The sequence below is a fragment of the Catenulispora pinisilvae genome, assembly GCF_015356865.1.
GTDB classification, from domain to species: domain Bacteria; phylum Actinomycetota; class Actinomycetes; order Streptomycetales; family Catenulisporaceae; genus Catenulispora; species Catenulispora pinisilvae.
In genome coordinates, this window is the sequence record NZ_JAAFZA010000101.1 from 13911 (window position 1) to 35173 (window position 21263).

At 64.5% G+C, this 21263-nt stretch carries 16 protein-coding genes and 1 tRNA gene; 6 read left to right on the top strand and 11 right to left on the bottom strand.

Annotated elements, in window-relative coordinates; translation table 11 throughout:
• Positions 1-32: 32 nt before the first annotated feature.
• Positions 33-1124, bottom strand: a complete 1092-nt coding sequence (locus tag IZR01_RS25750) for a hypothetical protein (RefSeq protein WP_194896884.1) — start codon at positions 1122-1124, stop codon at positions 33-35.
• A 182-nt stretch (positions 1125-1306) separates the two neighbouring features.
• Between IZR01_RS25750 and IZR01_RS25755 the strand changes: the two genes are divergently transcribed.
• From IZR01_RS25755 to IZR01_RS25765, 3 genes are all read left to right on the top strand, one after another.
• The gene (locus IZR01_RS25755) at positions 1307-2584 is read left to right on the top strand and encodes a hypothetical protein (RefSeq protein WP_194896885.1); all 1278 of its coding nucleotides are present in this window, start codon (positions 1307-1309) and stop codon (positions 2582-2584) included.
• Positions 2585-3400: 816 nt separating this feature from the next.
• Entirely contained in the window at positions 3401-3847 is a 447-nt protein-coding gene (locus tag IZR01_RS25760) for a hypothetical protein (RefSeq protein ID WP_194896886.1), read from the top strand.
• Positions 3844-5580: an ATP-binding protein gene (locus tag IZR01_RS25765; RefSeq protein WP_194896887.1), complete on the top strand. Its 1737-nt coding sequence runs from the start codon at positions 3844-3846 to the stop codon at positions 5578-5580. The genes IZR01_RS25760 and IZR01_RS25765 overlap by 4 nt, the downstream gene beginning before the upstream one ends.
• A gap of 26 nt (positions 5581-5606) precedes the next feature.
• On the opposite strand, the gene dndE is transcribed toward IZR01_RS25765, so the two are convergent.
• Genes dndE through dndB form a run of 4 tightly spaced genes read right to left on the bottom strand, consistent with a single transcriptional unit; the run spans position 5607 to position 10829 of the window.
• Complete coding sequence (gene dndE / locus IZR01_RS25770; protein WP_323746595.1) at positions 5607-6038, bottom strand: DNA sulfur modification protein DndE; 432 nt, start codon at positions 6036-6038, stop codon at positions 5607-5609.
• A complete protein-coding gene (gene dndD, locus IZR01_RS25775; protein WP_194897796.1) occupies positions 6035-8065 on the bottom strand; it encodes a DNA sulfur modification protein DndD in 2031 nt (676 codons plus the stop codon). The genes dndE and dndD overlap by 4 nt, the downstream gene beginning before the upstream one ends.
• Entirely contained in the window at positions 8065-9648 is a 1584-nt protein-coding gene (dndC, locus tag IZR01_RS25780; protein WP_369125422.1) for a DNA phosphorothioation system sulfurtransferase DndC, read from the bottom strand. Before dndC ends, dndD begins: the two co-directional genes overlap by 1 nt.
• On the bottom strand, positions 9645-10829 hold the full coding sequence (gene dndB / locus IZR01_RS25785; protein ID WP_323746594.1) for a DNA sulfur modification protein DndB: 1185 nt from the start codon (positions 10827-10829) through the stop codon (positions 9645-9647). The genes dndC and dndB overlap by 4 nt, the downstream gene beginning before the upstream one ends.
• A 130-nt stretch (positions 10830-10959) precedes the next feature.
• Here dndB and IZR01_RS25790 point away from each other — a divergent pair, with 130 nt between their 5' ends.
• Together IZR01_RS25790 and IZR01_RS25795 are read left to right on the top strand one after the other, a co-directional pair.
• Positions 10960-12084 carry an aminotransferase class V-fold PLP-dependent enzyme gene (locus IZR01_RS25790; protein WP_369125423.1) on the top strand — a complete coding sequence of 375 codons (1125 nt, stop codon included), beginning with the start codon at positions 10960-10962 and terminating at the stop codon, positions 12082-12084.
• Between the two features lie 183 nt (positions 12085-12267).
• On the top strand, positions 12268-13962 hold the full coding sequence (locus IZR01_RS25795) for a DUF262 domain-containing protein (RefSeq protein WP_194897794.1): 1695 nt from the start codon (positions 12268-12270) through the stop codon (positions 13960-13962).
• On the opposite strand, the gene IZR01_RS25800 is transcribed toward IZR01_RS25795, so the two are convergent.
• The 5 genes from IZR01_RS25800 to IZR01_RS25820 all read right to left on the bottom strand — a co-directional run bounded on the left by IZR01_RS25800 (position 13959) and on the right by IZR01_RS25820 (position 19466).
• A complete protein-coding gene (locus tag IZR01_RS25800) occupies positions 13959-15431 on the bottom strand; it encodes a DNA phosphorothioation-associated putative methyltransferase (protein ID WP_194897793.1) in 1473 nt (490 codons plus the stop codon). The genes IZR01_RS25795 and IZR01_RS25800 overlap by 4 nt on opposite strands.
• Before the next feature lie 142 nt (positions 15432-15573).
• Positions 15574-16101 (bottom strand): PDDEXK family nuclease, encoded by a 528-nt coding sequence (locus IZR01_RS25805; RefSeq protein WP_194925342.1) that lies wholly within the window; start codon positions 16099-16101, stop codon positions 15574-15576.
• A complete protein-coding gene (locus IZR01_RS25810) occupies positions 16082-17017 on the bottom strand; it encodes a hypothetical protein (protein ID WP_194897791.1) in 936 nt (311 codons plus the stop codon). The genes IZR01_RS25805 and IZR01_RS25810 overlap by 20 nt, the downstream gene beginning before the upstream one ends.
• A gap of 153 nt (positions 17018-17170) precedes the next feature.
• On the bottom strand, positions 17171-18952 hold the full coding sequence (locus IZR01_RS25815; RefSeq protein WP_194897790.1) for an ATP-binding protein: 1782 nt from the start codon (positions 18950-18952) through the stop codon (positions 17171-17173).
• Between the two features lie 43 nt (positions 18953-18995).
• Entirely contained in the window at positions 18996-19466 is a 471-nt protein-coding gene (locus tag IZR01_RS25820; protein WP_194897789.1) for a hypothetical protein, read from the bottom strand.
• Between the two features lie 513 nt (positions 19467-19979).
• Here IZR01_RS25820 and IZR01_RS25825 point away from each other — a divergent pair.
• Positions 19980-20318 carry a hypothetical protein gene (locus tag IZR01_RS25825; RefSeq protein ID WP_194897788.1) on the top strand — a complete coding sequence of 113 codons (339 nt, stop codon included), beginning with the start codon at positions 19980-19982 and terminating at the stop codon, positions 20316-20318.
• Between the two features lie 754 nt (positions 20319-21072).
• Here the strand turns inward: IZR01_RS25825 and IZR01_RS25830 are convergent.
• Positions 21073-21145 (bottom strand) — tRNA-Asn (locus IZR01_RS25830).
• Between the last annotated feature and the right edge of the window lie 118 nt (positions 21146-21263).

Below are 21263 nucleotides of genomic sequence, written 5' to 3' on the forward strand. Positions count from 1 at the left end.
GGTATGTTCGGCCGCTGATCAAGCCTATCGGGCTAGTTGCCTGCCGGCGGTGTGTCGTGGCCGGAAAGGGGGACCTCGGCTTCGCGGGACCAGCCCTCAGCGGCGCGGGGGCGCAAGACGTGGTCGCCTTCGTGGCACATGGGTTGGACGCAGTACAACGTGATGTCGTTGTCCTTGTCGTATTCGTTACGCAGGCACGCTGGCGGCGGCAGCACCGGGTGCTTCCAGATGATCGTCTGCGTGGAGTCGGCGTCGTGGACCATGACGACCTGCGGGGCCAGCACCATCAGGGCGGCGAACGGCAGCACGGACGAGTTGAGTTCGGCCGCCTCCAAGGCGGCGTGCAGAACCGCGTCGGGCGCATAGGCTGGCCGGACTTCGATCTCGTACGCTTCAGTCAGGTGCCTACCGGACTTGGTACTCAATGGCCTGAGACGCAGTCCGCCATGACCGGGCTGGATCCGCTCCTTGATGCCTCGGATGATCTGCTGCTTCAGCTCTTGCCGGAAGAGGGCGGCCTGTCCCTCGGTCGCGGCATAGCCCGGGGCTATCGGGCGGGCGTCCTCTGCGGCCGGATCCGGATGCCGGTCTATTTGATCGGCCCACCATGCAGCTGCCGCATCGATGGCGATGCTGCTGAAGCAGCCGACCACGCGGTGCGGAACCTGGTAGGCGCCCCGGTGGCGAAGCAGATCCTCCAGCCGCACCGGCGCACCGGGCTCGACGGGGCACGCCTGGGTGTGATCGGCCACCAGGTCCACAGCCAGCTCGGTCAGCATCTGCCACACCGGCTCCCACTCAGGTTGGCCGTACTCCGCGAGCTGGTCCCACTCCTGATCACCGACCCCGGCAGGCCGATGCTCGGGGTCGATCAGCCCTCGCGTCAGCTCCTCGAAGTCTAGGAGTGCCGCGATCCGATCCAGCGGCAGCCGCGGCACCGCTACCTTCTCGTGCTGCGAGATCGACAAGGCCGCCAGCGCGAGGAACGTGGCCACCGGCCCGGCCGGCAGGTTGCCGTCCACGCCATGCCCGATCGACGCTAGCAGCGTCTCGGAGTCGATGTTGTCCGGCAGTAACAGAGACACCTGCTGCACAGCCCCAGCCCACTCCGCGTCGCCGTTCATGACAACAACTCCAGACCACTCTGCGGCGCGTAGGAAGCCGAACTACAGCAAGACCCTGATATGGCGACGATCGTCATGTGGTGAACCCTACCCGTGACTGTGGTCACGAAAAAGCATGGATAGCACAACTGCTTCCTCAAGCCTCTTACCCCTGCGTGATGATCCGTCCTACCGTGGCTGGCATGTCATTGCGAGCCTGGTCGACGAGCCTTGAGTATGCGCAGGCGTTCGCCGCCGACTACCGCCACCGCATGCCCGACCAGTGGACCAAGCTGGAGACAGCTGGCGGCCCCCGCTACACCGACGACTTCTTCGGCATGACGGTCGTGACCTTGGCGTGCGCACTGGACCGGGCAATCATCCCAGACCGCACCGGCCACGTCAGCGCCGATGCCGTGGCCTGCTCGTCCCTGCGCACCGTCCGCGACGACGTTCTTCGACGGCGAAGCTGGCTGGCGGTCAAGACGTTGGTCGGAGGCGTAGCACGGCGCGACCGTACTCACGGGGGACGCTACCTGGGTCTGCTTCAGGCCGCTGCCGGCTTGGACAGCTGGGAGGACTACATCCCCGACAGCGCAAGCGTGGCACTCGGCACTGCCGTGATGATCGCCGCACACCGGATTGTCCATGACCTCACCATCGGCGCTGGACTGGCCGCGAACGACCCTGGCCTGTTGTCGAGCGCCGCAGCGGGTGTGAACGCGCCGATTCCCGATGTGTTGGGCGCCGAGACCAACTTCGACGACAACCCAACACTTCGCCCCTCGGCGACATACCGGCCGTTCGACACTTCGCACGCGGATTGCCTCAGCCCTTGGGAGGACAACGCGGTGAACCGCTACTCCCCAACGGTGGTGCGGCTGCTGGCCGAACATGGCATCGGCTGGGACGGCATCGTGGCGTGCCGAGGTCACCTGGCGGTCTGTGGCGTGGATCGGTCCGTGCCCCGCCTGGCTCTGGCCCAAGCGACGCACGACCGGTCCTGGCCGAGTCTGGATGCGGAGTTCGAACGCGGCTGGCTGGTGCTCACTCCGCGCCACGACAGCGACCTTCCAGAAGAGAAAGGCCGGCCCGAACGGCACAGGCACCGCATGGATGTATCAGTACGGGGAGTCGACGGCGAGCCGCTGGACGGTAGAGACATCTTCGATATGCTCATTCGCTCAGCCGAGCAGGTCCTCACCCCTGACGGCGGTGGGACGCCGGACTGGTTCATGATCCACTGCACGGATGAGCATGCGGACGCCACCATCGTCCAGCCCGATGGGCGCCAGCTGCTGGAGCAGATGAAGTCTTATCTTGAGCAGCGCACGCCCGACGGCACCGAAATCAGCTCGCAGTTCAGCTACGAGTACCGGCCAGGCCGGGCGCCGACCGGTCGATGGGCCCGGCCGGATCCGTCCGAATGGGTCCTGCCCCCGCATTCAGCACCGCAGGATTCTTCCGGCGGCGTGTCCTGATCAGTCCGGCGCCTACCGCAAAAACCACGGCGGTTGGGCTGCCCGTGGCCGTACCCAGCCGGGCTGGCCGTGTCCGTGTGGATCCGGTGGCCAGCGGCGCGCCGATGACGCTCAATCGCGATAGATGGGCAGAGCTGGACAGAAGCGAGCATGCAGTAAGGAATCAGGTGTCTGTTCCCTGTACGGGACTGGCGATCCGCCTATCCCTCATAGTCCAGCAGACTGGCGGGCGCCCGAGAAACCGCTATCCGCAGCCCGGAGTCGTTCTGAACACCGCGGGTTCGGGCGCTCACATGATCCTCTCACTCAGGGCCGATAGGGTGGGGCATAGTCGTCCAGCTCCAACCCTCGGAAGTCGACGGCGCCAGCTTGCAAAGCCAGGAACACCTGGCCTTCGCTGAGGCGCGATGCCAGCCCATGTCTGGCAGGCCAACTCTGGGACGTGAGTCCGATCCTCGCCGTAGTTGTGCGGGCACCTAGAACTGGTCGTCATTGTCAGCGTCGCCGCCGATTGGCGGGGCACGACGGCGGCGAGCACCTCGAAGCCTTACACCCGCACCCGGTGTTTCGACGGCCTGGAACCGGCGCCGCGGGCGACGCCACGGCTCGGGGCAAAAAGTTGTCTCAGGGCACGCAACAACTTCGTCCGTCACCCCCCACTAAGAGATAGAGGGCGACCTCGCCCCGGCACCCGCGACTGACCGTATGGCAGACGCAGGCAGAGCAGATGGGCTACCCAAGTGAATCGCAGTTTCCATGCCAGCGGTGAGCCGCTCCCGCGATCGAGTACACGGTGTGCCTGGATGGGCTCACCACGTGACTGAACTGGCTGACGCGCACGATGAAGAGCTAGTCCATGTCTCCGATACTCACCGGCTGTACCGGCTGACGCCATGGCTGGTGCGTGCGTTGGTTCCAGCCCGGCGAGTCGGCAGCTACCTGCTGTACTCCCCAGCGGCGCCGCCCTATGTCGGACGGTCCGACGTCTGTCTGCGACGCCGACTTCTTCGCCATGCCTACAGCCGCAGAGCAGAGTTCTTCTCCTTCAACACCCACTGGAGTCAGGTCCACGCCTACACCATGGAGTGCGCCGTTTTCCACGCACTGCGCCCGCAACTCAGTAACCTGATCCACCCGGACGCGCCAGACCACCTCAAGATCCACTGTCCGTTCTGCCGTGACCAATGGGCGCTCCCGCGCCTGTCCAGACCGCTCGGCCATCCCATCGAGCGCTTCGTCCCAAACCCGAGGAGCAACCCGTGACTACTGGCACTTTCGACCCCGAGAAGTACCGCGCACCGCTGACACAGGCGGGCCAGGCGTTGGAGAGCTCCCGGGACTCCGGCTATGACCTCTCGGCCTCGGCCGGGGAGATCGTCGACAACTCCCTGGAGGCCAACGCCACCCTGGTGCGCATCCGCGCTGTCGAGTCCGGCGACGAGACCGCGATCGTGAAGATGGCGTTCGCCGACGACGGCGACGGCATCATCCCGGAGGTTCTGGCGAACGTGCTGTCGCTGGGCTACTCCAACCGGTACAACTCCCGGGTCGGGTACGGCCGCTTCGGGATGGGGCTGAAGCTGGCCAGCCTCGCCCAGGGCGAGGCCGTCGAGGTGTACACCCGGCCGAAGGGCGAGACGCGCATCTTCCGTACCGCGCTGAGCCTGGGTGCCGTGCGCGCTAAGGCGCAGGAGGAGCTGCGGGTCGAGGTCGTCGAGGCGTTCCCGGACGAGTTCGCTGACCTGATGGTCGACCCGGCCACTAGTGAGGCGTTCGCCTCGGGCACGCTGGTGGTGTGGAGCGAGATCGACCGGCTGCCGACTGGCAAGTCGGCGCAGCCGAGCTTCTTCGACGAGTCGCTGAACGATCGGATCACCGAGCTGGAGCGGTTCCTGGTCCGCGCCTACCGGATCCCGCTGAGCGAAGGCCGGCGGATCGAGCTGGACGGCCAGATGCTGGAGCTGTACGACCCGACGTTCCTTCTGCCGAGCCCCCGGGTGATCAGCGAGTTCGGTGAGGACCTGCGCGGGATCGAGGTCGAGAAGAAGTCCTTCCGGATCGACGGCCACATGGTGGACGTGGTCGTCACGCTTGCCCCTCTGGCGACGCGGCGGGTCAAGGGCAAGGGCGGCAAGCCGTTCAAGCGGCTCTACCTGGGCGACGACAACGCCCGCGCGATCAGCATGCTGCGCAACGGACGGGAGATCTACTACGACATCGTGCCGAAGATGCTGCCGGGCGCAGCCAAGGACAACGACCTGGACCGCTTCATCGGCGTGCAGGTTAGCTTCCCGGCCGACCTGGACGAGCACTTCCAGGTGCGCAACGTCAAGCGCGGCGCCGAGCCGGTGGCCAGGCTGCGTACCGAGCTGCGTGACTTCCTTGCCAAGCCCGTCAAGGCGGCTCGTGATCTCATCCGCGCGGACTGGAACGAGGAGGAGCGCAAGGACGCCGGGCCTGCGGACACTAAGCGGGAGCACGCGGTCGCGGCAGTCAAGCGCGCCGAGAAGTCCACGCCGACCGGGCGGGCCAACATGGACGCCACCGAGGAGCAGATCCAGGAGAGCCTTGAGGAGGTCGCCGAGGACCTCGGGATCGACCCGGCGGAGCCGGCGAACCAACAGGTGATGGAGGAGCTGCGGGCCACGTTCGACGAGCGCAGCCTGATGGTGGTCGACGGCAAGTGGCCGGGCAAGGAGATGTTCGACATCACCCACCTGTCCGGCAAGTCGATCCTCAAGCTCAACCACCGGCACCCGTTCATCTCCCAGGTCTACGACGTCGTGAAGGCCGCCGCGGCGGCCGACGTCGGCGATCTGAGCGCTGTAGAGGTCAAGGAACTGCTGGGCAAGGTCGACATCGCGCTGGACGTGCTGCTGATGGCGTACGCCAAGGCCGAGAACATGCACCGGGAACCCGAGTCGGCGTACGCGGATCTGCGCTCCTACTGGGGCGTGTACACCGCGGCGTACATCACCGAAGGGCTGGCTGACTGACCTCCGGAAGCCGCGACCGGATCTAACTACGCCGTCTCGGGCACGATGGCCAGGTTCGCCAGACTGGTCGCGTCGCGCATCTCCTTGTCGCCCACGAGATAGGACGCTCCGCGTGCGATGTGCCAGCGCAGCTGGGTATTGAGAGTCGTCTCGTCCAACGGCATCCCCAGCTCGTGGCAGTGCATCTTCAACAGCCACCAATACAGGTCGCCGGCCGTGCCGCTGAAGACCTTCCAGGCGATCTCCACGGTGTTGTCGGGGGCCGCTGGGCTGGTCGGAGCGCTCGGTTCGGCCAGGGAGCGGCACAGTGCCCAGCGGCACAGCACGTTGGAGTTGGCCACGCCGGTACGGCGCTTGAGAGTCGTTAGGGTGTCGCGGATGTCAGAACCCAGACGCACCACCTCCGGCGGCGGTACCAGTGCCAGCGCCGACTGGGTTTTCGTCTTGCGCGTGCTCACAGGTCCTCGCCGCCTTCCTGCGCCTGGGCGCGGGACTGCACGGCCTCGCGTTGGAAGTACCCCTCGGTGACGATCGTGGAGCGTGACTCCGGATCGTGCTCGAGCTTGATCATGTGGCTGACGGAGTCGCCGAGTTTGTCCAGGACCTCAGGGGTGATCTCGGTGTCCGTCGACAGCACAATCACCTGGTGACTGGCGTGCGGAAGGTAACGCCGGATCAGGCGCTTGCGATGGTCCTGGTCTAGTCGGCCCAGCGGGGTGTCGATCACTACCGGAAGCATCCGTCCGGAAGCCCTGGCCAGGCCCGCCAGCAGCGCTACCGCCAGCAGTTGCCGCTCGCCGGCCGACAGGCTCCGTGGCCGGACCGGCCGTCCGTTGTTGGTGAGTAGTTCCACAGCGCAGGTGTCTGGATCGATCTTCACCTCGCTGATCAGGTTGTCTTTGCGCATCAGCGACTGTAGCGAGTCCAGCACGAGCGCCTGGATACGCTGGACGTGCCGTTTGGTGGCTGCGGCGCGTAGCAGAGCGAGGGTCTCTCGGGTACGGGCGGCGTGGTCAATGATCCGCACAGCCTCCTCGGAGTCGAGCAGGGTCTTGTTGGCTTCTTTGAGCTCGTCTTCGACGGTCCGCTCGACCCGCTTGCGCCGGTCGATCGCCTCGTCCAGCTCCTCCCTCAGCATGCCCAGGCGGGCTTCGGCCTGGGCCAGCATCATGGTGGCGTCACGATGTGCGTTGAGCGTGGCTTCGACGGCGTCGAACTGCGGGATCGCGGCGACGGCTCGCTCGGCATCATCGACGGTGCTTTGGGCACCAGCCAGATCCTCGACGCACTCTGTCAGGTAGATGCGCTCGTCCGCGAGGTCGTTGCCGACTAGGCGTTCGCTCAGGGCCAACACGTGGGCGTTGGTGCCCAGCACGACCGGCACCCCGTCGCCGGCTCTGCGTTGTTCGAGATCGGTTGTCAGGAACCCGGACACCGCCTGCTGGATTTTGGCAGCGGCCTTGTTCTGCTGCAGAAGCTCCAGCAGTTGGGTGTCGCGGTCGACGAGGAGGTTGGCCAGGGTCTGGTTGTCGGCCTGGTGCCGCTCGGCACCGGCCTGGGTGATGGCCCGCTCCAGCAGCGGAGCGACGAGCAGCAGAGGCCCGACGCCGCCGAGGGCGTCAATCAGGGCCTTGTGCGCACCGTCCTTGACCGCTGACACCTCCTTGAGGCGCCCACGCAGTTCCGCCTCTGCCTGATACCGCTCGCCGCCTTCGCGAGTCAGCCGCGCGGTTTCAGTCCGGGCCTTGTCCCGCGCCTCCGCGACAGCCTTCTCGGCGTGCTCGACGGCGAGCCGGGCGTCGGATTCAGCTCCCTGGGTCCGCTCCAGCAGCGCCTGCTGTGAACGCAGGAACTCCGTCTCTTCTTCGCTGGCAGCGGCGGCTTGACGCTTGCGCCGCTCCAGGACCGTCAGGTCCTCCTGGAGACGGTCGACCAGATCCAACCCGAGCAGTCCGCCGATGGCGGTCCGGACGAGCTCCTTGGCCACATCCAAATCCGCGAACGCCTCGATCTGTTCGCCGTCGAAGAAGAACAGATTGGCCACACCCCGCGGGGCGAGTGTCTCGACGTACTCCGTCCAGTTCTCGGCCAGCACCGAATCAGGCATGCCGTCACGCGTGACGGTCACCGTCTCACGCATGCGGTCAGCCGTCAGACTCCAGCGGCGCAGTATCCGAAACGAGCGCCAAGCGCCATCGTGCACGGCACGAAACGCCAGCTCGACCTGTGCTCCACGAGCCGGGTCAGCCTCATGGTTGATCAGGTGGCGAAGATACGCATCGTAACTGCGTGCTCGCCGTGCACTGCCCGGCGTGTGGCCACCGTACAGGGCTAGCAACAAGGACTCGAGCACGGTGGTCTTGCCGGCCCCGTTTAGGCCGCCGAACAGGACGACCGGGCGGTCGCTGGAGCGCGGTGCCAACGGGATGCGCTGCTCGCCTTTGAACGGTCCTACGTCAGTGAGGACTAACTCCTCGAAGATCATTAATTGTCCGATTCAAGGGTGTCGGCGTCGAACAGCGTCGGCGGCCGGTAGGGCTCGATGGCTGGCTGGATGTAGGCGCTGGCCATGTCACTGGGCGACGGCGTGGTGCCACCGCCCGTGGTGACGTCCCGCCGCCGGTTGGCGTAGGCGAAGGCGTCGTCCTCGTCGGTGTAGAACCCGTGGGTGATGGTCGTTTCCAACGCCTTGAATAGACCGGCGCGGCGCAGCTGGTTACGGTGCCGGCGCTCGATGTCCAACAGTGCGCGCACGGTCTCGAAGTGCAGCCGGTCTTCCCCGCAGATCTCAGCCAGCAGCTCGATCTCCACTGCGCCTAGCGGCAGGGCTTCGTCCAAGGGGCGGCCGGGATACTCCCGTCCGGTGACCTCCGAGTAGACCGCAGGGAGTATGTCCTCGAACTCATGCTTGTCGACCACCCAGATCCGCCGGATCTCTTCCATCTCCGCCAGGCTGATCAGCTCGATGTCTCCGACCTCAGGCGGGCCATTGTGCCTCACCTCTTCCTGCACCGTGAGGAGGTCGCGCAGCCACATGGCGCGCGAGTCCTGGGTGTAGGGGCCGGGGATCAGCCGGTCGTTGAATAGCTGGACCGAGCCGTTCATCCGCCGGAAGTCGCGCCACTCCCTGTCCTTTTCCGGGTCGTCCAGCTTGTTGCGGAGCTCCAGCATTGGGAGCATCCACTCTTTCTCTGCGTCGTTGGTGACCATCGCCGTCATCGACTTGTCTTGGTCGACCAGTGTGCAGGTCCAGCACCCGAATCGGCTGTCGCCGCAGCTGGGGGTGGAGGTGTCGACCACTAGCGGGCACTCGGAGTCCGAGGTGGCGCCCTGGTACATCGTCAGCAGGTCCTTGTTGGAGTAGCCCCACGGGTTGGGTACCTGCATCAGGTACATCCATACCTCGTCGGAGTTCCAGGCCTCGATCGGGGAGTAGACCAGCGAGTTGGGCAGGCTGGCGTTGGGCGACAGCCGCTCGCGGACCCGCTTGGCCTCCAGCTTGGTCATGACCTTGGAGCGGGCGGCCGATTCAGCCTTGCGGGTTCCGAGCACGAGGATCGCCTCGCCGTGCTGGCGCACCATGCTGCGGATGAAGGAGTTCGACGGCTTGATCTTCAAGCGCTCGGTGCACCAGCGGAACTTGGGGCGTGGCGCCGGGTAGCCCTTGCCGATCAGGTTTACCCAGAAGGTGTCGGTGACTTCCGGTGTCAGTTTGTGCGGGGCAAGCGGCAGCCCGAGGTCCTCGGCCTTGGCACGCATCACATCCAGGCTCCGGGTAACCCATGCGGACACGACCGGGTTCTCGACCATCGTGTCGGTGGAGATGACGTGGACTGGCTTGGTGCGCTCCTCCGGTGGCAGCGATTCCAGGGCGTACCAGACCAGCTGCAGCACGGCAGTGGAGTCCTTGCCGCCTGAGTAGCCGACCACCCAAGGAATCGCATCCGCCTGATACAACGCTGCGATCTCCGCGACGAGCATGCGTACGGTCTCGCCCAACCCCACCTCGCCGAACGGCGGCGCGTTGCGCTTCTTCGGCGAGGGGATCAGGGGAAGCATGGTGGTCACGAACGGGGCTCCTTGCAGTATGCGTCTTGGGCGCGCTGCTCATCGGGTTCCAACGGCATGCCCAGGTGCGTGCGGATCGCCGCCGTGGTGAGCATGACGTTCGAGGTGGCCTTGCTGACCCGGCCACCGACGATAGCCCGGCCCTCCCACAACTTCGCATTGGTTCGCGACCAGTCCAGGGAACTGAGCTTGCCGAGCGTCGCGCGCCAGGATTCCGGGTCCGCGTCCTGTTTCAGCAGGCTGTTCCCGATCCGGCCCACTGCGGTCAGGACGATCCCGTGAGAGTGGATGAAGTCCTGGCGGACCTCCGGGGAGCGCATGTGCTTGTGTCGCACTTCGGACCACTCGGGGAACTGCGGGTCGACCTGGTCCCAGAAGGCCAACGCCAGCCGCGTCATCTCGGCCTGGCTGAGCTGCCCCTGGCCACGGAACAGCTCCTCATGCGCCCCATGGATCGCGGAGATCGTGAACAGCCGGCGCGACGCCTTGGCCAGCGACGTCGATTCCATCTCGACATAGCCGCGGAACACCAGGGAGGACGAGACCACCTCGCGGGTCGCCGCCGCCAGCGGGTCCCGATGGTCGAACAGCACTCCAAGCGACTTGGACGCGCGCACTGCGTGGCGGTTCAGATCGGCGAACATCTGCTGACAGCGGTCGAGTCCCTTGTCGATGAAGAACACGACCGCTATGGTCTCCTCGCCCAACGCCGGGTTGGACTTCAGCGCCTGCTCAATGGCCGCCCGGCGGTGCTGTCCGTCGTTAATGATGAATCGGCCGTCCATCGGAACGCGCAGCACCCCGTTGACGGTGCCGTGCTCCTCACCCCCATAAGGGGAGAAATGGACTTGCGCATCCACCGAAGCGGTGATTGCCGAGAAGGTATAACTTGTCGGATTCTCCTCGATATAATGAACCATCTCCGGGATGCGCCCCTTGTTAAGGGTGCGCTGCGCGCGGAGCTCAACAGGGAGATCGTCATCCACCCACACAAAAAGCTTGGGGAGCAGCTTTAACGGACACATCGATACAAAATAGACGCGACCCGCCTGGACGCCACGGATTGCCGGGAATACGTACTCATATGCCCCGATTCTTGTAGCAGGCGAGGCGCTATCTGTGGGCGCGACCTCAGCGGCGGCTGGGACTTTGCGAGGCGTCTTGGTTGACGTAGCAGGCACAGTGTTACGTTATGTGTTCACGTAAGGGTGGTCAACTCTGGCGCGCCGCGAAGGGGCAACATCTTCCCCTCCAAGGTGTGACACTTACTACCAGATGCGACACGGATGGCTGTGAGGTATTGGTATGACAGTGTACTTGGACAATAACGCGACCACTCAGGTGGACAAGCGCGTCGCCGAGGAGATCATGCAGCTCTTCCTCGAAGATTACGGCAACGCGGGTAGTCGGACCCACGAGCACGGCCAACGCGCGCAACAGATCGCAAACCGGGCACGATCCGTGATCGCTCAGACTCTCGGCTCACGCGACGACGAGGTGGTCTTCACCTCGGGGGCGACGGAGGCCAACAATATCGCTGTCCTCGGCATCGCCCCGGAGGGGCTGCGCACTGATCACCGCCATATCGTGTCCACTTCGATCGAGCACAAGGCCGTGCTTGAACCGCTCAAGCGCCTCGAGGATTCAGGCTTCGAAGTCGACTTGATCCAACCCGACCAGCACGGTCGCGTCGCCGCTGCGGATGTCCTTGCGGCTGTACGCCCTGACACGCTGCTCGTGTCGGTGATGGCCGCCAACAACGAGACTGGGATCATCCAGCCGATCGAAGAGATCTGTGCGGGCCTCGTCGGCCACGAAGCCTGGTTGCATGTGGACGCCGCCCAGACCTACGGCAAGCACTCGGCGCCCCTGCTGGACCGGCGCATCGACCTCATGTCGCTGTCCGCGCACAAAGTCTTCGGCCCGAAGGGAGTCGGCGCCCTCATTGCGCGGCGCCGCGGCTACCGCCGCCCCCCGCTGACCCCGCTGACGGTCGGTGGCGGCCAGGAGCGCGGACTACGTCCCGGCACCCTCCCCGTCCCTCTCGTCGCTGGATTCGCCCGTGCCGCCGAACTCGCCTTCGAGGAACACGCCGCACGGCAGGCCGCCTGCAAGAAATATCGCGCCGACGTCATCGCCGGCCTTGCTCCCCTCAACCCTGTCCTGCACGGCGAGCACGAAAACTGTCTTCCCCACGTCCTCAACGTGTCGCTGCCTGGTCTCGACTCCGAAGCCGTCATGGTCGCTTGGCGCGAGCTGATCGAAGTGTCGAACGGTTCTGCTTGCACATCGGCCTCCTACGAACCCAGCCACGTCCTCGCTGCGATGGGGGTTCCCAAGGACCAGGTCCTCGGAGCGCTACGCCTCTCGTGGTCGCACCTCAGCCCGCCTGCTGACTGGCCGGAAGCCGTATCGCGCGTTCGCGCACTCTTGTAGGTCAATCTGCGCGTGCGTGGAACTGCGCGACCGACAGGTACGAGGCCATGCCGTACGTGCCGAGCGGCGCTCGAATTCGGGTGTCGCTGCACGCGTCGGCGGACTGCCTGGCCGGCGCGACGGGAGCGCGGCAACTCCAGGTACGGACGGTGATCACGACTCGACGGCAGGTAGGCTTGGAGGATGTCGCCATCTCATCACCCTGAGTCGTCCACGACCGCCATCAAGTTCACTCTTCTTGGAGTCGCCGAGCTCATTGAGATGCAGGAGTTGGGCGTTCCGATGTATCAGCGGTCATACCGCTGGAAACCCGAGGAAGAGGTCGTCGCCTACTGGGAAGACCTGACGCGTGCCTTCAAACGGGGAGGCGAGTACTTCATCGGCACGGTGGTTATCACTACCGAAGGGGTGAAGGTCCGCAAGACGATCATCGACGGGCAGCAGCGCCTTGTCACGACGTCACTGTTGATTGCGGCACTTCGTGACGAGCTGGCCGCGCTCAAGAGCAACAAGGCCGAGGTCATCGAGCGGGACTACCTAGCCAGGGAGACTCTGCACTCCGAAGGCAAGATTCCGCGGCTCGTCCTCAATCCCGAGGACGATGGCTTGTTTCGCGATATCGCATCGGGAATGGAGCCGCCCGCAGGCTCGCAGAAGGCACCGATCAGGCGGTCGTTCGACTTCCTTGGTGTCAAGGTCAAGGAGCTGTCCACGGCCGCTGGCCAGGAGTCAGTGGAGCGGCTCCTGGCATGGGCCGATTTCCTGAAAAGTCGCGTTCGGATAGCGGTCATCGAGGTCCCCACGGAGGCTGACGCCTACGTCATCTTCGAGACGCTCAACAACCGTGGCGCCGACCTCACCACCGCCGACCTGCTGAAGAACTTCCTCTACGGTCGGGCAGGCAGCAGCAACCTCGACTTCGTCCGAGACCGTTGGATGCTCAGCCTCGGCGCGCTGGAGCTGACGGCGGCGGACGCTAAGTTCACCGCCTTTCTCCGCCACTTCTGGAGCTCGAAGCACGGACTCACTTCGGTGCGCTACCTGTACTCGTCGATCAGGGGCGACATCGATTCGGGTACCAAGGCGCGGGCGTTCGCGGAGGATTTGTCGACGGCTGCAAACTACTATGCGGCGATCGGGACTCCGACGCACGAATTCTGGTCCGGGTGCGGCGCGAGCGGCTCGGCCGACCTCCGGGCCCTCGCCCTGCTAAACCTGGCCCCCAACCGTCCTCTCCTGCTCGCCGCGATGGTGCACTTCGAGCCTAAGGAGCTCCGCAAGCTGCTTACGGCACTGGTGAGCTGGTCAGTACGGGGCATGGTGACCGAAACCATCAACTCGGGATCCACAGAGGAGAAGTACTGCGAGGCTGCAGTCGGCATCAGGGACGGCTCAATCAAGACCGTTGACCAGGTACGCGCCGCGCTTGCCACAGTGATCCCCACCGACAGTCAATTCCAGGCCGCCTTCGCGATCGCCTCAGTCAACAAGGCTGCGACCGCCCGTTACTATCTCAATGCACTCGAACGTACCTTTATGGGCACCCCTGAGCCGGAACTCATCCCCAACGACGACGGCGCCAAGGTGAACCTCGAGCACGTCCTGCCGCAGAAGTCGACCGCAGCAGACTGGCCGGACTTCGGCACGGACGACGAGCGCCGCGAATGGACCTACCGCTTGGGTAACATGGTTCTGCTGTCACAGGGGAAGAACGGCAAGATCGGCAACAAGCCGTTCGCGGCCAAAGCGCCGATCCTCCAGCAGTCCGAATTGGCGCTCACCAAGCAGGTAGGTGCCACGCCTTCGTGGACGTCCGCAGAGGTCGAGAAAAGGCAGGAGCACCTCGCCAAACTGGCGGTAGCGACCTGGCCCCGCTAGCTAGCCGGGTCAACGGTTCCTGCGCTGTTGCCAGCACCACTGGTGCGCCGAACCAAGCGGTGTCCGCGTAACTCACGGTCACAGCGCACCAGTTCCGCTTCCCAGCCGTGCTCCGTGCCGATGAGATGAGGCTGGTCATAGAGCCCCGCTTTGATCTCGGCCCCGGTCAGGCGCCGATAAAGTCCGCAGGCCGGGTCCGCAGGATCCAGGAACTCGTGCTTGCGGTGCAACAGCGGCCGGTTGGCACGACCGTCATATGAGGTGTAGGACGCCTCGAGCGTTGTTAGATCGACGACGTATGACCACGAGAGGCGTGGATGCGGGTCGACATCGAACTCGGGGTATCGCAGGTAGCTGACAGCCCTGCCCTGGTGGTGGAGTTTGACCAGGTCCCACTCCGCTGGCCGGCCCGCGGCGATGGACGCGCAGTGTTCATAGAGCCGCAGCACGACGGGTAGAAGGTCCGCTGCGCGGCGATGAACATAGAGGGCAGTGGGGGTGAGCTTACCGACCGTCGAGCCACGCATAGCACCGCGTACGTAGGCGTCATCGCGCAGCTTCAACAGCAGCCGGTCCGCCCGGCGGCAGGCCTCCTTGTAGGAGGCGAAGAAGGCGCGGACATCCATCTGGACGGCGAGCGGCATGCTACTGAACGGGCCGCGACCGTTGAACAACTCGACACCGAGCAGAAGCAGGGTGTTAAGCGTACTGCGGCGGGACGCCGCGCCGACCCTCTCTGGACCAGCGGCGTTTTGCGCGAGTCTGCGAAGTTCGTTAGGGCGAAGGTGCGCGACGTGGACTGCGAGGTCTCCTGGGATCTCTTCGAGGTGCGGGAGACGACCGCGTTGCTCGAACCATTCGACAATAGCCGCCAGTGCGCTGGCGGTGTCTTGGGAATCGAGCCAGGCGGTGTCCGGAACGATCCGACGGGCAAGGAGGGCGATCCGGTCGTGGTCGTTACGAAAGGCGTAGACGATGCCGGGGGCGGCGGGAACACTGCGGACGCCAAGGGTTGCATCGACCAAGTTGCGCAGCTCGCCGGTACCGAACAGGTGCTGAAACGTGTTGCGGCTGGTGACAACCCCATCAGATAGGGCCGACCCTTTGACTTTGTTGCGTTCCCACGTCAAGCGGGTTGATACGACGAGCACTCTTGTTGTCAGAGACCACGCGTTTTCCAGGGTGCGACGGCGCTCTTCCACATCCTCAATGACGTTGAGGACGTACGTGAGCATCACCATGTCCGACGGACGGAGCGCTTCCGGGTTCGGCTCATAGAACGGGTCCCAGCCGTGTGCGTCGAGACGCAGATGGCCCAGCGAGCGCACATCACCACCGCGACCGCAGCCGTAGTCGAGGATCCGGTCCGTTGGGCGGAGATGGCCATCGATAAGGCACTGGCGGGCCGGCACCGAGAGCTGACTACGGGCGATGGCCGTCAAGCGCCGATCGGAATTCCAGGCTTCCATCACCCCGCCCTGAAGTTGGTCCTGGGGCCAGGGTATCGGCGGCTGCGTGATCGTCGGGGTGTTTCGGGCACGGTCCTGGGCCGCCTAGCTTCTCGGCCCACTACTTCCCGCGTCCGGGCTGCGGACGATTAGCCAGCCATGCCTACGGGAGGACTTGAACGATGTCGTCGAACCGCTTGAGTACCTGGGGATTACGTCGAAGGCGCAGCTCCAACTCTGCCCTGCTCCACCAGCCCGTGAAGTAGTCGCCGCGCCGTTTGATCACCTCAAGGAGGTCAAGCGTGGAAACCGCCGGCTGGCTCGACGTGGCGAGAAAGTATCCATCCGCCTCGTACTTGTAGATGGTGTCCAGGACCCCGCTGCCCAAGTCCGACCTGCCGACGCTCCTGGCGCGGGCCTTGCACTGGACGATGATCGTCCGCTCCCTCATCGGAGAACTGCCTTGGACGGTCACTTCGGCGGGCATCGGCGGGGTGACCCATCGGACGATCAGGTCTCGGCCGTCGTCTCCTTCTCGGGCAGCGCCGACACCGCGAACTTCGAGGACGCCGGGCTCGCATTCAAGAAGGTCGTAGATCAGCCGCTCGAACCTACCGCCGTCAATTGTCGCGGCCCAGCTGAAGCCGCTCGGGGGAAACAGCCGCTCCTGCTCAATGCGATTGCGTTCCAACACAAGGGAGCGCTCGCGAGCGAAGCCGGTCGAGCCGGTCTCCAGACGAATCAGGACCGCGCGATAGATCCCGGCGATGATGACGCCCGTCCTCCAGGGGAATCACCGACGCAGCAGTGGCGGGCGCGCTCGTGGTGGACAGGCGCGCTTCGTCGAGTACCTGCGCAGCAAGCGCGAGGGCTTCGTGCGAGACGAAGTTGTCGATGCCGTTCCCGGTGTACAGAAACCCGTTGATTCCGGCAATCTCCTCTTCGGGGTCAACCTTGAACGTCTCGATCAGGTCCACGAAGTCGTCGGATTCGATGACTGCAATCGTGCCGTCCGCAGTGCGGTAGTAGTACCAGCCGACACCCGAACGGAACGTGGAGATATCGTCCACAGAGCTCCGGCTCCCGAGAACCTGGGCGATGCCTTGGCTCCACTCTTTGACCTCTGGGTCAACAGAGTCGTAGTAGCGGTCGTTCTCGACGTCTGGATGCCAGAACGGGACCGTGAAGTGCGCACGCTCCTCAAGATGCGCCAGGTTCGTCAACAGCTCCTGTGCGATGCCCAGCCCAACGTCGTCGGGCGAGAGCAGAGGTCCCTTGGACTGTGCGGGGACCAGGTACCTGCCGTCGAGCTCGCCCGCGATCCTGCTCGCAGGATGGTCGATGTCAATGAGCGAGCTGGAGGCAACACCGCTCTGCCTCAGAAAGGCCGCGGCAAGCCACGAGTACGCGTCGTGCAGGTCAGTCCGGTCACCGTTGAACTCGGATTGTGCGCGGCATCGCAGAGCCACGAACATGTCCCCGCCAGCAGTCCGCTCGAAAATGAGCGCCAGTGGCGAGCAAGGACACGCCACGTCGAGCCTTCCGCCCCGGTCATAGACCTCCAGGCCGTAGACCTCTCCGGCCAAATCAATGATCTTATCCAGCACGCAAGAACATCCCTCCGATGATGAGTCGTCCGATTCACTACTACCCGGCGGTGCGCACGACGACTGTCTATCCCCTGGAACCGTCACATCATGTGGACCGCCGACCTGCGGCGCATCGATGCGAGTTGCTCGCCGGTTCTTAGCGTCGATGTGTCAGTCCTTCCCGGACTGCCACTGCAGGACGAGGTTCTTGAGGTTCATGGCCCAGTGGGTCTTCAGGTCGCTGTAGATCTCCGGATCAGGATGCAGGTTCTCGGCCTTGGCGTAGGACAAGATCAGGAAGTCGAAGGCTGACTCAATCCGACGGGCGAGATCGATGACGCCGCCAGCGTCGTCAGGTGCTGGCTTGAGATTATTGGCGATGTCCGCCACGGGCTCGTAGAAGGTCCGCATGAACGGATGGCGGTAGTTAAGCACCACGACCGCCTTGCCATTGAGGTGTCTGATCTCGAACAGGTCGCTGCCCTGCCAATTGCCGTCGAGCAGCGACAGCCGGCCCTCATCGATGGTGCGCCGCAGCTCTTGGACGCGCTCGGGCTCGGCTTCCACCACCTCTTCCCCGAGGACGTCCTCGATGATCTGAGTGACTTCCTGCTCGATCTCCGCAGGTGTCTTGCCGGCGCCTGCCTTCCCCTCCGGGGAAGTGAGCTCGACGATCCTGGAGGCGGCAAGGGCTTCGCTGTGCGGGAGGCTGGTCTGCCTTTGAGCGTTCTTGACGACACCCCAGTAGTCACGGATCTCCTTGCGCGCGTTCTTGACCGGGCGGTTGAGCCAGTCGCGAAGTTGCTTCCGGAGCTTGTCGACCGGCTCGGCGCCCCGCTTAACGTGGCGGACCTGGAAGAACTCGTCGAGTTCCGCGGGGAAGGACACCTCGATGCCGATGTACCGGTCGCCGCGGTTGACGCCTTCGGGCAGGAACCGCGGGATGATGTCGTAGTAGATCTCCCGCCCGTTGCGCAGGAAGGAGATCCGCCCCTCGTTCTGCTGGTTGATCTGCAGGTCCTTGATGTCCTTCTCGTCGGCGTCGACGTTACCGCCAGCTCCCTCGCGGGGCCGGAACGGCTCGGGCACCAACGTGACGATGATCCGCACTGGGTGGCCCTCAACGATCAGCTTGTCCTCGTCGACGATACGCCCGCGAACATCACCGTAGCGGGCAATGACTCGCGGATTGTCCATCAGGAACAGCGGGTCGTGCGGTGTCACCAGCGCGTCGTTGAGCGTGATCTGCAGTCCCTTGTCGAGGAACTTGCGGTAGGCCCTTGCGATGAACTTGCGAAGGTCGGCGTCGCGCTCGTCAAGAGCCGTCCCGAACGGGCCACCGCTTACGATGCGATCGACCTTTCGCCACACTACTAGGGTGCCGGAGCCGAACGGCTTGCCGTCCGACTTTCCTCGTCCCTGGTCGCCCATGAGGTGCTTGAGGTCATCGGGCCAGCCGTCGACTTCGACGGCTTCGATGAACGTCTGGGTTCCTTCCCGGACCTCATCGAGGTCTAGGTAGGCGCTGAAGTACTTGTCGGACCCCGCTGGGCGGGTGATGACTTCAAGCCGGCGTGCGACGCTGAGCGTGGCCAGCTTGAGGCCGACGCCGAACCGCCCGAGACCCCGGCGCTCGCCGTAGCGCGTGCTGTAGCCCATTTGGAGAACGTGGGCCAAGTTGTCGGGTGCGATTCCCTTGCCGTTGTCAGCGAAGGCGATGGTCTCGACCGCCTTGTTGCCCTTGGCGCGCTGAGTCACGACATGAACGATGGTGGCTCCTGCTTCGATTGAGTTGTCGATCGGCTCGCCGGCGGCAGCGGTGAGGTCGAACCCGGCGTCCCGCCAGCTCTCGAAGGCGTGTCCGATCCTTATCAGATCGGTGCGCCCCGACGCCTTGGCCTGCTTGGCCTTCTCCACGCCTGCAGATGGACTCTGGAACAGCGGCTCGTTCATGGTCGGCTTCCTTGCTTCGGTAGTTCGAGATGCGGGCACGCTTCTAGACGGCCATGTCGGTGGTCCAGGCCCTGCGCGCGGAGGAACGGGCGCGGCTTATCTTCTGGCGCATGCTCGTAACCGGCACGTTGGCTCGGTCTGCAAGGCTCTCGGCGTCCTCGCCGGCGGCGAGGTCTTGGAGGATGGCGCGCTCGGGAGCGGTGATGCCGTTGGTGCGCTCCAACCAGAGCATTATGTCGATCGCTGCGAACGCATCGGTGAAGGTGGGGGCGTAGGTGTCGGCGACGTCGTCGAAGGGGACGGCCTGAATGATCTCGTCGCGCTGGTCGAGCACCTTCTTGGCGTTCGCGAGTGCGTTGCGGACCTGGTGCATCCAGGGGGTGGCGCGAAGCGGGTTGCGGAGGCACTCGTCGAGCGCGCGTTCGCACCGCTGCTGCCAGTAGTCCTGCGGAGTAGCTGCGCACTTGGTGTAAAGCGCGCGGACGGCAGACTGAGCCTCAATGGCGATCATCATTAGGTTCCCTGTCTGGCTGCGTCCCCCATGCGGTGGGTCGCTGCCGTGAGTACCGAGTATGACGTTGTGTTCCGAGGCTACGCGGCAAGACAGGACAGCGTCAACCAGGTACCGCGCTTCAGCGCCGAACGGACCCGGTCCTTCAAGGCTGACCGGACGCCGCGAGGCCGACGACTTGATCAATTCGCATGTTCGAGCGTCCATTGACGTCCATCGACATCCCCGACCTGCGCCTTTGTCGATGCCGCACCGGCCACGTACGTCGTGCCGGAGCTGACGCAGGACGTCTTGACGAACGGAGCCCCTATGGCAGGCAGACCTGCAATGCCTCCCGACCTGCAGATCCCCGACACCCTTGCGGCACGCCCGTGGGACGAGCGCCGCCGTCTGCCAATTCCGCCGGTCAGTGTCCATGACCGCGATGGAGACCAGATCGTCGACTTCACTACGGTTAATGGGCCGACTGCATTGGCCCTAGCCAGTGAACGCCGGTGCTCCTTGTGCGGGGAGCCCATGGGGTACTGGATCGCGTTCGTCGGCGGTCCGGCGAGTCACTCTCAACGCCGATACCTCGACCCGCCCGGCCATCCCGAATGCATGCGCGCGGCGATTCGCCTTTGCCCGTTCATCGTGTTGCGACGTCATCGTCGCGCCCCAGGCCAGAGACACCCGGTGCCTATGGCTGAGCCCGCAGGGTTTGCCTACAACCAACCAGACACGTGGACGCTCGGGATCACCCGAGGTTTCCGCATCGAGATCATCGACAACATCGCGACCTACCTACCTGCGCAGTTCAAATCCAGCACCGTCTTCGGCTACGACGAATCCGGCCATATTCGAGAGCATCTCTGACGACATTGGTGATGAGTCTCAACTGATGCCCCACGGGCATCACCGCTGCGGGCGGCCCACGTTCAACGTGGGCCGCCCGCAGCAGTCCGCGCCGCAACCCACAGCGGTGCGGTCGATCGGATCACAAGCCGCTTTGGCGTGGCCGTGTAGCCGTTCGTGGCGCTTGGCTGGTAACCATAGGCGGGATGGGCCTCTAACCGGGATGCTCCTCGAAGTTGTTCGGACAGCCACTAAGCAGCAGGTCAGGAACCACTCGGATGCATTCGCCCTGGACCACGCCCTGGACCAAATTCGCCCGAGCCCAAAAATCCGCTGGTTGGAGCAAGAAATCCGCTGGATCGTACGTAGGTGAGGATCGCAGCGGTATGCGTCACCTCTCGAAACGGCTACTTTGATGGGGCCAACCGCGAACGCTCCCTGGACCAAACCTGGACCAAAAGATCAACGATCCATCAGGTTGTCTAGACCATGCAGCGGCCAAAACAATAAAATGCCAGGTCACGGCGCACTGGTGTGACCTACTTAAGGTCGGCCGGTGAGACAAAAGTCCGCGATCCAGTAGATTATGAGTCCCCTGCTCTAACCAGCTGAGCTAACGCCCCAAGTCTGAAGTGCCTCGCCGCTCACGACGCTGGTGGGCATCTGCCCGGCGGTGTGGCGGATCAACCCTCCCCTGTGATCGACTCCCCCTAGTGACGGCAAACGTCTCCGGATCGCGTGGGTTTCCCACGTGAGCGGAGACGTTCGTCGTGCGCTCCTGCAATAGGACTCGAACCTATAACCTGCCGGTTAACAGCCGGCTGCTCTGCCAATTGAGCTATGCAGGATCGTTCTCGCCCGCTCGGGGTGCCGTTTGCGGCGGCTCCGTCCGGCGGTGCGTGACTAGGTTAGCGCATCCTGGGGGGAGATCCGCAATCCGCTTTGCGGGGCAGGTCGGGGTGGGTG

Coding starts and splice junctions, on each gene's coding strand:
- IZR01_RS25755 (WP_194896885.1), top strand. CDS start 1,307: ATGTCATTGCGAGCCTGGTCGACGAGCCTTGAGTATGCGCAGGCGTTC.
- dndD (WP_194897796.1), bottom strand. CDS start 8,065: ATGATCTTCGAGGAGTTAGTCCTCACTGACGTAGGACCGTTCAAAGGC.
- IZR01_RS25795 (WP_194897794.1), top strand. CDS start 12,268: ATGTCGCCATCTCATCACCCTGAGTCGTCCACGACCGCCATCAAGTTC.
- IZR01_RS25815 (WP_194897790.1), bottom strand. CDS start 18,952: ATGAACGAGCCGCTGTTCCAGAGTCCATCTGCAGGCGTGGAGAAGGCC.
- IZR01_RS25820 (WP_194897789.1), bottom strand. CDS start 19,466: ATGATGATCGCCATTGAGGCTCAGTCTGCCGTCCGCGCGCTTTACACC.
- IZR01_RS25800 (WP_194897793.1), bottom strand. CDS start 15,431: ATGGAAGCCTGGAATTCCGATCGGCGCTTGACGGCCATCGCCCGTAGT.
- IZR01_RS25750 (WP_194896884.1), bottom strand. CDS start 1,124: ATGAACGGCGACGCGGAGTGGGCTGGGGCTGTGCAGCAGGTGTCTCTG.
- IZR01_RS25825 (WP_194897788.1), top strand. CDS start 19,980: ATGGGGTACTGGATCGCGTTCGTCGGCGGTCCGGCGAGTCACTCTCAA.